This is a genomic window from Rhodoferax sp. (assembly GCF_010365055.1).
In the GTDB taxonomy this organism is placed as follows: domain Bacteria; phylum Pseudomonadota; class Gammaproteobacteria; order Burkholderiales; family Burkholderiaceae_C; genus Rhodoferax.
On record NZ_JAAFHA010000001.1, the window covers coordinates 1 to 12,330 of the forward strand.

At 58.2% G+C, this 12,330-nt stretch carries 11 protein-coding genes; 2 read left to right on the plus strand and 9 right to left on the minus strand.

Annotation, left to right across the window (positions count from 1 at the left end):
- Positions 1–38 precede the first annotated feature (38 nt).
- The 3 genes from GZ093_RS00005 to ppk1 all read right to left on the minus strand — a co-directional run bounded on the left by GZ093_RS00005 (position 39) and on the right by ppk1 (position 2,960).
- Positions 39–353: a hypothetical protein gene (locus GZ093_RS00005; protein ID WP_296480281.1), complete on the minus strand. Its 315-nt coding sequence runs from the start codon at positions 351–353 to the stop codon at positions 39–41.
- A gap of 71 nt (positions 354–424) precedes the next feature.
- Positions 425–886 carry a histidine phosphatase family protein gene (locus GZ093_RS00010; protein ID WP_296480284.1) on the minus strand — a complete coding sequence of 154 codons (462 nt, stop codon included), beginning with the start codon at positions 884–886 and terminating at the stop codon, positions 425–427.
- Between the two features lies 1 nt (position 887).
- Positions 888–2,960, minus strand: coding sequence for a polyphosphate kinase 1 (ppk1, locus tag GZ093_RS00015; RefSeq protein WP_296480286.1), 2,073 nt, complete (start codon positions 2,958–2,960; stop codon positions 888–890).
- A gap of 203 nt (positions 2,961–3,163) precedes the next feature.
- Between ppk1 and GZ093_RS00020 the strand changes: the two genes are divergently transcribed.
- On the plus strand, positions 3,164–5,788 hold the full coding sequence (locus GZ093_RS00020; RefSeq protein ID WP_296480288.1) for an EAL domain-containing protein: 2,625 nt from the start codon (positions 3,164–3,166) through the stop codon (positions 5,786–5,788).
- A gap of 1 nt (position 5,789) precedes the next feature.
- On the opposite strand, the gene GZ093_RS00025 is transcribed toward GZ093_RS00020, so the two are convergent.
- From GZ093_RS00025 to GZ093_RS00050, 6 genes are all read right to left on the minus strand, one after another.
- On the minus strand, positions 5,790–6,122 hold the full coding sequence (locus GZ093_RS00025; protein WP_296480291.1) for a hypothetical protein: 333 nt from the start codon (positions 6,120–6,122) through the stop codon (positions 5,790–5,792).
- An 83-nt stretch (positions 6,123–6,205) separates the two neighbouring features.
- Entirely contained in the window at positions 6,206–6,721 is a 516-nt protein-coding gene (locus tag GZ093_RS00030; RefSeq protein WP_296480294.1) for an N-acetyltransferase, read from the minus strand.
- Between the two features lie 2 nt (positions 6,722–6,723).
- Positions 6,724–8,055: a phosphoglucosamine mutase gene (gene glmM, locus GZ093_RS00035; RefSeq protein WP_296480295.1), complete on the minus strand. Its 1,332-nt coding sequence runs from the start codon at positions 8,053–8,055 to the stop codon at positions 6,724–6,726.
- Between the two features lie 47 nt (positions 8,056–8,102).
- On the minus strand, positions 8,103–8,981 hold the full coding sequence (gene folP, locus GZ093_RS00040) for a dihydropteroate synthase (RefSeq protein WP_296480586.1): 879 nt from the start codon (positions 8,979–8,981) through the stop codon (positions 8,103–8,105).
- 110 nt (positions 8,982–9,091) lie between these two features.
- Positions 9,092–11,014 carry an ATP-dependent zinc metalloprotease FtsH gene (gene ftsH, locus GZ093_RS00045; protein WP_296480297.1) on the minus strand — a complete coding sequence of 641 codons (1,923 nt, stop codon included), beginning with the start codon at positions 11,012–11,014 and terminating at the stop codon, positions 9,092–9,094.
- A 118-nt stretch (positions 11,015–11,132) separates the two neighbouring features.
- Positions 11,133–11,807 carry an RlmE family RNA methyltransferase gene (locus GZ093_RS00050; protein ID WP_296480301.1) on the minus strand — a complete coding sequence of 225 codons (675 nt, stop codon included), beginning with the start codon at positions 11,805–11,807 and terminating at the stop codon, positions 11,133–11,135.
- A 28-nt stretch (positions 11,808–11,835) separates the two neighbouring features.
- Here GZ093_RS00050 and GZ093_RS00055 point away from each other — a divergent pair, with 28 nt between their 5' ends.
- Positions 11,836–12,309, plus strand: coding sequence for a YhbY family RNA-binding protein (locus GZ093_RS00055; RefSeq protein ID WP_296480589.1), 474 nt, complete (start codon positions 11,836–11,838; stop codon positions 12,307–12,309).
- Positions 12,310–12,330 lie beyond the last annotated feature (21 nt).

The window sequence follows — 12,330 nt, forward strand, 5'->3', positions numbered from 1 at the left end:
AAAAATCTATCTAACCATGAAGCCCTGAGCGCTGCAAATCACCAACACCCAAAACTAAATTTCGGAAATTTACAGAAAAGAAGTTGCTTTATCGCGGGCATGCCGATGAACTCCAATCCCGTGGCTGTAACGGTGGTCGCGGCATCGCTGCCACCGCTGGCACTCAGACCCAGACTCCCCAGTCCTAGCGTGGCAACGCCACCGAGCGCGCCCTTGAGCACTTGGCGGCGTTGCAGGTGAGTTGCTCCTGGCGCAATGCGTTCAGGCTTGCCGGATGCGGTGTTTGGGAATGAGAAATTTAATGACATGAAGACCCCTTGGGCTAAGAAGCCATCAGCATAGAAATCGATCATGACAGGTTGACGGCGGTTCGATGACAGTACTGTGAAACACCGCAAACCCATGCTGTGGGGGGTTGGTCTGGCTAAAGCACCTCGGGCGACTGCACCGTGACGACCACGGTTTGCGACTGCGCTTCTCGTTGACGATTGCGCAGCCACCAGACGGCCCCCTTTTTGACCGTGCATTCTGTCGCGCTCAAACCGAGCAACTGGGCAATGGTTTGGCCCAACGTGGGTTGATGGCCCACCACCAGCACGGTACCTTTTGCAAGCGGCCATTGAACCAGCTCCAGCAACTCCACAGCACTGGCGCCCGGCGCCAGTTCCTCTCGCAACTTGTATTTGCGTCCCAGTGCCTGCGCAGTCTGCTCACAACGGCGTGCCGGGCTCACAAAAATGCGGGTCCCTTCGGGCAACTGACGGTCCAGCCAGTTCGCCATGCGCACGGCTTGTTTTTCACCACGCGGGGTGAGTGGGCGGGCCATGTCGTCACAGCCGTCCAACCATTCCTGTGCCTCCGCGTGACGCCATAAAACGAGGTCCATCTCAGATACCGCGTCTTTCATCATGGCCGGCGTAGCGCGCCATCAGGGCCGCTTGCGCGCCATGAGCCTGGTGATGGGGCTCACCCTTAACGCGCGCATAGGTGCCGTCTGGCAACAACTCCCACGCGTCGACGCCATCATGCAAATAGGCCACCAACTCTTCATCCACAATGCGCTGGCGCTGGATCGGGTCGGTCACAGGCCAAGCCAATTCGACCCGGCGCAGCATGTTGCGGTTCATCCAGTCTGCGCTCGACAGGTACAACTCTTGCACCTCATCCTGGCGGAAGTAGAAGACCCGCGAGTGTTCCAGAAACCGGCCAATGATGGAGCGGACGCGGATATTGTCGGTGACGCCCGGCACCTGCGCCGGTAGCATGCAGGCGCCGCGCACGATCAGGTCGATCTTGACGCCCTTCTGCCCGGCCTGAATCAGCGCATGAATGAGGGCCTCATCGGTCAACGCATTCATCTTGGCCACAATGCGACCGACGCCACCCGATTCGGCCACGCTGCCCAACTTTTTGATCTTTTCAAGCAGCTTGCGTTGCAGATAGAACGGCGCCAGCAGCACGCGGTTGAGTTTGGGCAGCCGGCTGTGGCTGGCCAGATGGACGAACACATTTTCGACATCCATGGTGAGTGCGTTGTCCGCCGTAATGTGACCCCAATCGGTGTACAAACGCGCCGTGCGCGGGTTGTAGTTGCCGGTAGACAAGTGGGCGTATCGCACCAGACGCTTGCCTTCACGGCGGGTGATCAGCATCATCTTGGTGTGGGTCTTCAGGCCCACCACGCCGTACAAGACCTGCGCCCCGATGGATTCGAGCATCTCGGACCAGTTGATGTTGGCCTCTTCGTCAAACCGCGCCTTGAGTTCAACCACCACGGTCACTTCTTTGCCCCGGCGCACCGCCTCGCGCAGCAGGTCCATGAGCTCCGAGTCAGAGCCGGTGCGATAGATGGTCTGCTTGATCGCCAGCACCTGGGGGTCATTCACAGCTTCACGCAAAAAGGCCAAAACACCGCCAAAGCTCTCAAACGGTTGATGAATCAGGACGTCGCCGAGTTTGAGCTGCTCAAAAAACGAGACGCCCGGTGTCAACTGCGTTGGATAACAGGACTGATAGACGGGAAAGCACAAATTGGGCAAAGAAACCAGATCGATCAACTGCGTGAGGCGAACCAGATTGACCGGCCCGGGCACGCGGAATAGAGCCTGCTCCGGCAAATTAAACTGCTCGAGTAGAAACGCCGACAAGAAATCCGAGCAACTTGCCGACACTTCCAGTCGCACTGCCTGGCCAAACTGGCGCGACTCCAGGCCCTGACGCAAGGCCGTTCGCAAATTCCTGACATCGTCTTCATCCACCGCCAGATCAGAATGGCGCGTCACCCGGAACTGTGAAAATTGCCCGACGTCGCGCCCCGGGAACAACTCCGTGAGATGCGCCCGAATGACGCTCGACAGCGAGACAAAGTGGTAAGGCATACCTGATATCTTCTCTGGCATGCGGATCATGCGCGGCAACACGCGCGGCACCTTCACAATGGCAATCTCATTGGCACGGCCAAACGCGTCGTGGCCACCCAGGCGCACGATGAAATTAAGCGACTTGTTGGCCACCTGCGGAAACGGATGAGACGGGTCCAGACCGACCGGAATCAACAAGGGGCGCACTTCACGCTCAAAGAACTGCTTGACCCAGCGCCGCTGGGCCTCGTTGCGCTCACCATGAGACACAACCTTGATGCCCTGCGCCTCCAGTGTCGGCATCACGTGATTGTTGTACAAGGCATACTGGCTCGCGACCAGGGTGTGGGCCGTCCTGGCAAGCCGCTCGAACGAGTCCGCCGTATAGATCCCCTTGGCATCGTGGCGCTGATGCGCCACCAGATGAGGCTCCGCCCGAACTTCAAAGAACTCATCCAGGTTGGATGAGACGATGCACAGATAGCGCAGCCGCTCCAGCGGCGGAACGTCTTTGCGCCGGGCCCAGTCAAGCACCCGCTCGTTGAACGCAAAAATGCTGTGATCGCGATCAAGAAGCGTCACCGCTGCAGTGTTCGACATCAATTTGGGTTGACGAAGGTATGAAGACATGAAGCCCAAGGTTCGTTTGTTACAGAAAGATGACCGATTGTTGAATTTTTCTGTGTCAATCGTGTGACAGCAGCTTACTCCAGACCCGGACCAGAAGGCTGGCACAGAGCCGAGCTCCACGGGCGATCAGGGATGCTTGCATCAACCTGCTTTGTTGATAGACTCCGATCGACATGATGCATGCCACCCACCAGAACCGTACGCGCCAATGGCTCGTGGCGACGGTCGTCTTTTTTTTCAGTGCGGTGGCCGCAGTCTTTTTGATCTGGCGCTGGGAGCAACAAACACTTGTCGAAGCCCGCGCCCATGCCGCGGATATGGCCTCAGACCACGCGCAGACTTTGCAGCGCGATATCGAGCGCTCCTTGTCTGCCACCTACGCCATTGCCGCTCTGGTCCGCCAGGGTCAGGGCGATGTGCGGGATTTCGAGGCGGTTGCCACTGAAATGTTGCCGTTCTACCCAGGCATTGCCGCATTGGGGCTGTCACCCGGTGGGGTGATTCGAAGTGTGGTACCCCTGGCCGGCAATGAAAAGAGCATCGGCTTTGACCAGTTAAAGGACGTCGCCCAGAACAAAGAGGCGATCAAGGCCCGTGATACTGGCCGACTCACGCTGGCAGGCCCGCTCAAGCTGGCCCAAGGGGGAATGGGTATCGTGGGTCGCCTGCCCGTTTTTCTGACCAATGAGGCAGGACAGAAAACGTTTTGGGGTTTTACCAACGTGACCTTGCGGTTTCCTGAGGCACTGGCCTCGGCCCGGCTGCCTCTGTTGACGCAGCGCGGCTATTCCTACGAGCTTTGGCGAACCCTCCCCGACACCGGCGAGCGACAGAATATTGAAGCCTCTGGCACCACTGCGCTCGAATCGCCGGTAGAGCGCACCCTGGAACTGCCCAACGGCCAATGGACATTGAGTGTCACGCCGATCGGCGGCTGGGGCCAGTCAGGCAGTCGTGGGCTCACGATCGCCGCCGGATTGATGGTCAGCCTGCTGATGGCCTACCTCGCCTGGCTGTTGTATGAGATGAGGATGCGCGATCAAGGACTGGAAGTCCAGGTGAATGAGCGCACGGCTGAAATCCTGGCGACCCAGCGGCAACTCCAAGCCACGCTGGGTGCCATTCCGGACCCACTCTTTGAGTTGGGACTGAACGGCCATTGTTATGACGCGCACTCGTCTCGGACGCAATTGCTGGCATGGCCAGTCGATGATCTGATCGGCCAGACGGTCACGCAAGTGTTGCCACCGGAGGCGTGCCAAGTCGTCCTGGCGGCCTTGCAAGAGGCCAATGACAGCGATTGCTCAATTGGCAAACAAATCAAACTTCCGCTTGACAATGGCATGCACTGGTTTGAATTGTCGGTGGCGCGAAAGTCAGCATTGCCTGGCGAAGAGCCCCGCTTTCTGGTGCTATGCCGGGATATCACCGAAAGCAAACAGGCAGAGAGAAAAATCCGACTGCTGGCACACTTTGACTCACTCACGGGCCTGCCCAATCGGGTGTTATTGACTGATCGCTGTGGCCTGGCGCTGCACGCCGCGCAGCGCAACGACACACCGCTGGCGTTGATGTTTCTGGATCTGGATCATTTCAAGCACGTCAACGACTCGCTCGGACACCAAGTCGGCGACGCGTTGCTGACTATGATGGCGGGGCGGCTCAAAGGCGCCGTGCGTGAGCAAGACACAGTGTCTCGTCTGGGTGGTGACGAGTTTATTTTGGTGCTCCCCGATACGGATGCGGTGGGTGCGGCGCACATCGCCGAAAAACTACTGGAATCTGCATTGGTGGCGTTTGAGATTGCGCCGCATGAACTCACTGTGACGCCCAGCATCGGAATTGCCTTATTCCCCAGCGACGGTTCAGACTTTGACACGCTGTCGCGTTGTGCCGATGCGGCCATGTACCGCGCCAAGCAGGATGGGCGCAACAACTATCGATTCTTCACCACCGAAATGCAGACGCGCTCGGAACGCACATTGGCGCTTGAAAATGCACTGCGCCGGGCGCTGGAGCGCAATCAGTTGTCGCTGCACTACCAGCCGCAGGTGTCTCTCGCAACTGGCAACATCATCGGCGCAGAAGCCCTGCTGCGATGGAATCACCCGGACCTGGGTGCAGTGTCACCCGTTGAATTCATTCCCGTGGCCGAGAGCTGTGGCCTCATTTTGCCCATCGGAGAATGGGTATTGCGCACTGCCGTCCAGCAATTCAAGACCTGGCTGGAGGCCGGGATGGCACCCATCACCATCTCAGTCAACCTGTCGTCGGTGCAGTTCCGCCATGCCGATCTGCCGGAGCTGGTGAGCACCATTCTGGATGAAGCCCGGTTGCCTGCCCATTTTCTGGAACTTGAACTGACCGAGGGCGTCGCCATGACGGATCCGTTGGGGGCCATCTCCGTCATGAACGACTTGCACGAGCGCGGCGTGCGGATGTCAATTGATGATTTCGGCACGGGTTACTCATCGCTGAGCTACCTGAAAAAGTTTCGGATCTACAAAGTCAAGATCGATCAATCATTTGTTCGAGACATCACCGAAGACGCCGACGACAAGGCGATTGTGGGCGCCATCATCAGCATGGCAACGAGTCTGGGCATGCAGACCATTGCCGAAGGGGTGGAAACCGAGGGACAGCTTGAATTCTTGAAGGCCAAGGGTTGTACCGAAGTACAAGGCTACTATTTCAGCCGGCCGTTGCCGGTTGAACAGTTTGAGGCGTTTATGCAGACAAGATCGCCTTCAAACCTGGCGTTTGTTCCCGGTGCGTCCGATGTCGATATAAGGCTCTGAATCAACGACCTGGCGTGTCGCTGTGCGACACATCAAAGCCATCTGCCACGTAGGCGGGGCCTTTCATGAGCCAGACAATGACACAGCCGATGGTGATCGTCACCACCAGCGTCCAGACAAAGATCACCAAGCCGATCATCACAAAATCAAACAGTTGAATGCGTCGCGCCAGCTCTGCCGCGCTGCCGTCAACGATCAAAAAACGCGCTGCAAGCGACATCAATGCCGGCAGCAGCGTACCGGCCAGACACACGCTCGGCATCAGGCGCAGCAAACGCCACTCCAGGCCGTAGGGCGTTCGCTGGAATCCAGGTAATTTTTGAAGCCAGTTCATGCGACGGATTTTAAGTGGGTAGCGCCTATCTTGCTGCCTGCAGTTCGCACAGCGCCGTCATCCCCAGGGTCAGATGCTGGTAGCTAGCGAAGCCACTTTTGCAGAAATTGGGCCTGGCCCATCGCCGGGTCAAGCTGGTAGTTGGCAAATCCGACGCGGTGATAGAGTTTGATGGCACCTGCATTCCCCTGCAGCACTTCAAGCGTCAGTTTGCAGGCACCCCGCTCACGTGCCATTTGCTCAGCCAGAGCCAGCATCTTCTGGGCGACGCGCTGCCCGCGGTAGGCAGGCAAAACAGCCACATCATGCACATTGACCAAAGGCTGACAGGCAAAGGTTGAAAAGCCTTCAATGCAATTCACAAAGCCAACAGCAAGCCCGCCGCCGACCCCATCCACGTCGTCAAACGCCAGCACACTGAAGGCCTGCGGACGCGCGACGAGTGCCGCGATGAGGTTGACTTTGGTAAATTCACTCAAGGGCTCGCCGCCGCCCATCGGGTCTTGCGCATAGGCATTCAACAAGCTCACAAGTGCATCCGCATGCACAGGGTTGGCGTAGTCAGCGCGACAAACGCGCAGGGAATCGTTGGGCGCCATGGTCAGGCTACCAGGGTGTTGGCAATCCGCTCGGCGCACGCCTTAGCCTGGTGGGCGTCACGCGCCTCGACCATGACGCGCACCAAGGGCTCAGTGCCACTGGCCCGAATCAACAAGCGGCCAGCGGCTCCCAGTTCAGTCTCCACCGCCTGCGATTCACTGGCCAAGTTGGCGCTAACCTGCCAGTCCTGGCCGGGTTGCAGGCGAACATTGATCAGCGTCTGCGGAAATAGCGTCACGCCGGCGAGCAGTTCAGCCAACTTTTTGCCGCTGCGTACGCAGGCCTGCAACACCTGCAGCGCCGAGATTAGCCCGTCGCCGGTGGTATGTTTGTCCAGCGCCAGCAAGTGGCCTGAGCCTTCACCACCGAGCAGCCACTTGTGCTTTTCAAGTTCCTCCAACACATAACGGTCGCCGACCTTGGCGCGCACAAACTGCACCCCACGGGCTAGAAGCGCCACCTCCACGGCCATGTTGGTCATCAAAGTGCCCACGACGCCCGGTACCGGTTCATCGCGCCCCAGTCGCTCGTCCGCCAACAGATACAACAGCTCGTCGCCGTTGTACAGCCGCCCGGCCTGGTCCACCAGTTGCAGACGATCGGCGTCACCGTCAAGCGCCACGCCAAAATCAGCCTGGTGCGCCTTGACGGCTTCAATCAGTGCCTGCGGATGCGTGGCACCCACCTCGTGATTGATGTTTAAACCGTCGGGCGAACAACCAATGGCAACGACTTCTGCGCCTAGTTCGTGAAACACCTTGGGCGCCACCTGGTAGGCCGCACCATGTGCAGCATCGACCACAATCTTGACGCTCTTGAGCGTGAGATCGCTGGCAAAGGTGCTCTTGCAGAATTCAATGTAACGGCCTGCGGCATCATCGAGTCGCCGCGTCTTGCCCAGGTTGGCGGAATCAGCCCATACCGGTGATTGTTCCAGCGCAGCCTCCACATCACGCTCCCAAGCGTCTGGCAGTTTGCTGCCTTGAGCACTGAAAAACTTGATGCCATTGTCGGCAAAGTTGTTGTGGCTGGCGCTAATGACCACGCCCAGCGAAGCACGCTGAGCGCGCGTGAGGTAGGCCACGCCTGGCGTCGGCAAGGGGCCCAGCAGCACGACATCGACACCGGCAGAATTGAAACCGCTCTCTAGCGCGCTCTCCAGCATATACCCCGAAATTCGGGTGTCTTTGCCAATCAGCACCGTGGGGCGCGCCTCTGTTCTTTTCAGCACACGACCCACCGCATGGGCCAGACGCAACACAAAATCAGGGGTGATGGGCGCTTGCCCTACCGTGCCGCGAATACCATCCGTGCCAAAATATTTTCTACTCATTGATCTACCCTTGTCTGTTTATCAAATGGACTTGAAGCCAGCTATCTCTATCTTATAGCGCCGAGCACGTCGAGAGCCTGCACGGTTTCCCGCACGTCATGCACACGGACAATGGCTGCGCCACGCTCCACCGCCAATAACGCAGCGGCCACGCTAGGCACCAGGCGCTCATGAACATCCAGCGCTGTCACAGAACCCGGTGAGCTGGATTTGACCGCTGCCAACGATGATTTTCGCGACCAGCCAACCAGCAGTGGATAGCCGGCACCGAGCAGTGCTTCCTGCCGGGCCAACAGCGCAAAATTCTGCGCCACGGTCTTGCCAAAACCAATGCCAGGGTCAATCACGATGCGATTCTTTTCCACCCCTAGCCCATGCAACGCCTGCGCTGCATGCTTCAAAAACAATAGCACCTGCGGCACCACGTCGCCCTCCATCGGTGCCACTTGCATCGTCAGGGGTTCACGGTGCATGTGCATCAGGCAGACGCCACAACGGGGGTGCTGTGCCACGACTTGCCTGGCGTTCAAGGCAGCGGGCGCAGTACTGACGCCGGGCTCAGTCCAACGCAAAGCCCAGATGTCGTTGATGATGTCAGCGCCGACGTCCAGCACGGCTTGCATGACTTGTGGCTTGTAGGTATCGACCGACACCGGCACCCCCAGGCGCACAGCTTCACGCACCACGGGCAGCACCCGCGCCAGCTCTTCGTCCAGCGGCAAGGGCAAAGCACCGGGACGGGTCGACTCACCTCCGATGTCCAAGATATCAGCCCCCTCTTTGAGCAGCGTCTCACAGTGTCGCAGAGCCGCTGCCGTGGTGGCATGCTGACCGCCATCCGAGAACGAGTCGGGTGTGATGTTGACAATGCCCATCACCTTGGGGCGATTGAGGTCAATCAGGAATCGGGCCGTGTTCCATTGCATGGTCATAAAGCGCGCCAAATATTTGAAATGAACCAGTGCTAACTGTCGGCTCAGGCAGGGGGAAACAGAAACGGGGCTTGTCGCCCCGTTTCTTTTAATACATACCGTTTTCAGGCAGCCGTAGGCGCCACATCCGGCTTCACTGCGGGCGTACCACCACTGCTACTGCTGTCACTACCGGCGGGCGGGATGCGTGGCGTCCAGTCTTTCGGCGGACGGGGCTCTTTACCGGCCATGATGTCGTCAAGCTGTTCGCTATCGATGGTTTCCCATTCCAGCAAGGCTTTAGCCATCGCATGCATCTTGTCCCGGTTGTCTTCAATGAGTTTTCGCGCCAGGCCGTACTGCTGGTCAATGATGCGACGCACCTCGGCGTCCACCTTCTGCATGGTCTCTTCACTCATGGTCGTGGTCTTGGTGACTGAACGACCCAAAAACACCTCACCCTCGTTTTCAGCGTAGACCATCGGGCCCAGGGCATCGGTCATGCCATAACGCGTCACCATGTCGCGCGCAATGTGGGTCGCACGCTCAAAGTCGTTGCTGGCGCCGGTGGTCATTTGGTTCATGAACACTTCTTCAGCAATCCGGCCACCAAACAGCATGCTGATCTGGTGCAGCATGTATTCGCTGTCGTAGCTGTAGCGGTCTTGCGCGGGCAAACTCATGGTGACCCCCAGGGCACGACCGCGTGGAATGATGGTGACCTTGTGCACCGGATCGCACTTGGACAACAACTTGCCAATCAGCGCGTGGCCCGACTCGTGATACGCCGTGTTCTTGCGCTCGCTCTCGGGCATGACCATGCTCTTGCGCTCAGGACCCATGAGGATTTTGTCCTTGGCTTTTTCAAAGTCCACCATCTCGACCGTGCGGGCATTGCGTCGTGCCGCCATCAGGGCCGCTTCATTGCACAGGTTGGCGAGGTCCGCACCCGACATGCCCGGCGTACCGCGCGCGATTACGCCGGCATTGACGTCCTGACCCAAGGGAACCTTGCGCATGTGCACATTGAGGATTTGCTCACGGCCCCGTATGTCGGGCAGCGTGACATACACCTGCCGGTCAAAACGACCCGGACGCAACAACGCGGAATCCAGAATGTCGGGGCGGTTGGTAGCGGCCACCACGATCACGCCAACATTGGTCTCAAAACCATCCATCTCCACCAGCATCTGGTTCAGGGTCTGCTCACGCTCATCATTGCCACCGCCCAAGCCGGCGCCCCGTTGCCGACCGACTGCATCAATTTCATCGATAAAAATAATGCAAGGCGCATTCTTCTTGGCGTTCTCGAACATGTCGCGCACGCGGGACGCGCCGACACCGACGAACATCTCAACGAAGTCAGAGCCCGAGATTGAAAAGAACGGCACCTTGGCCTCACCGGCAATGCCCTTGGCCAGCAGCGTCTTGCCGGTGCCGGGTGGGCCGACCAACAACAGGCCGCGCGGAATACGCCCCCCCAGTTTTTGGAATTTGGCAGGATCTTTCAGGAAGTCCACCACTTCCTTGACTTCTTCCTTGGCCTCGTCACAACCAGCCACATCCGCAAACGTGACCGTGTTCGTGTTTTCGTCAAGCAAGCGCGCCTTGGATTTGCCAAAACTGAAAGCACCGCCCTTGCCGCCGCCCTGCATCTGACGCATAAAGTAAACCCACACACCGATCAACAAGAGCATCGGTCCCCAGCTGACCAGCAGCGTCATGAGCAACGAGCCTTCTTCGCGGGGTTTGACATCAAATTTGACATCATTGGCGATCAGGTCACCTACCAGACCACGGTCCAAGTAAGTGGCGGTTGTGCGGACCCTGCGGTCGTCGGTCGTGACAGCCACAATTTCAGTACCGCCCTGCCCCTCCTGAATCACGGCACTCTTGATGCGATTGTTGCGAACTTCCTCCAGGAAGTCAGAGTAGCCCAGATACCCGGCGCTCGCAGGTCCCCGCGCATCAAACTGTTTGAATACGGTGAACAGCACAAGGGCTATAACAAGCCAGACGGCAATTTTTGAAAACCACTGATTATTCAAGCGAGGCTCCAAAGGGTGAGCAAATAAGAAGACAGAGATAACTTGGGTGGCATTTTAGGCGTTTCAAGATGCGCCCGGCATGGTTTTATGCCGTTCAGCCTCAGACAAAGCATGGGATTCAAGGGGCTTTCAATCCCAGCCCGACCAGGAAGGTTTCCGAGGACTTGTCCCGGGATGCCTTGGGTTTGATCCGCTTGACCAGCACAAAGGTCTCCTTGAATCGTTTGACCAGTGGCTCGTAGGAAGCGCCATGAAACACTTTGGCCACCAGCGCGCCCTGCGGCTTCATGTGATTCTGGACGAATTCAAGCGCCAACTCAACCAGATTCTCAATGCGGGCAGCGTCGGCCGAGTCAATGCCCGACAAGTTGGGCGCCATATCGGAAACCACCACATCAGCTTGGCGCCCCTGCATTTCAGCCTCCAACTGCAGCAAGATATCGGACTCGCGAAAATCCCCCTGCAAGAAGACGACGCCTTCGACCGGCTCCATCGGCAGGATATCGAGCGCAATGATGGTGCCGTTGAGTGCCCCGACCGCCGCTCCGCCACCCGTGGCGGTCTTGGGTGACATTTTGCGGCGCACGTACTGGCTCCACGCGCCGGGGGTTGAGCCCAGGTCCACCACCAGTTGACCCGGCTTGATCAAACCCAGTGTTTCATCAATTTCCTTGAGCTTGTACGCGGCCCGCGCGCGGTAACCTTCAAGTTTTGCCAATTTGACGTAGGTGTCATTGACATGGTCGTTTAACCAGGCCCGATTGACCTTGCTGCTTTTAGTTTGGGATTTCATTTTTGCCTTCCTCGCCGATAATATAGATATGTCTCAAATTCAACTGACCCCCGCCCAACGCAAAGAGCACCGCGCAGAAGCGCATCACCTTGACCCTGTGGTCATGATTGGTGGTGACGGGCTCACCGCCGCGGTAAAAAAAGAAGCCGATGCCGCGTTGAACGCGCACGGACTCATCAAGATTCGTGTCTTCTCGGATGATCGGGCCGCCCGCGAAGCCATGTTTCAAACCCTGTCCGACGAACTGAACGCCGCACCAATTCAGCATATCGGCAAGCTGCTGGTGCTCTGGCGACCGATACCGGAGAAGGAAAAAACGGTCGATGAAGATCGCATGCCCGGCCCGCGTGACTTCAAGGTTCTCAAATACAGCAAACGCGGCGGCCAGCGTCCCGAAGTCAAGACCCTGCGCGTGCTGGGCAACCAGCGCCTCACCCCAGGGGGTCAGGTCAAACGTGCCAAACCCAAGCAAATCAGCATCAAGAAGCGCAGCCAAACTTGAAATTCTGAGCTCTTGCGGGAC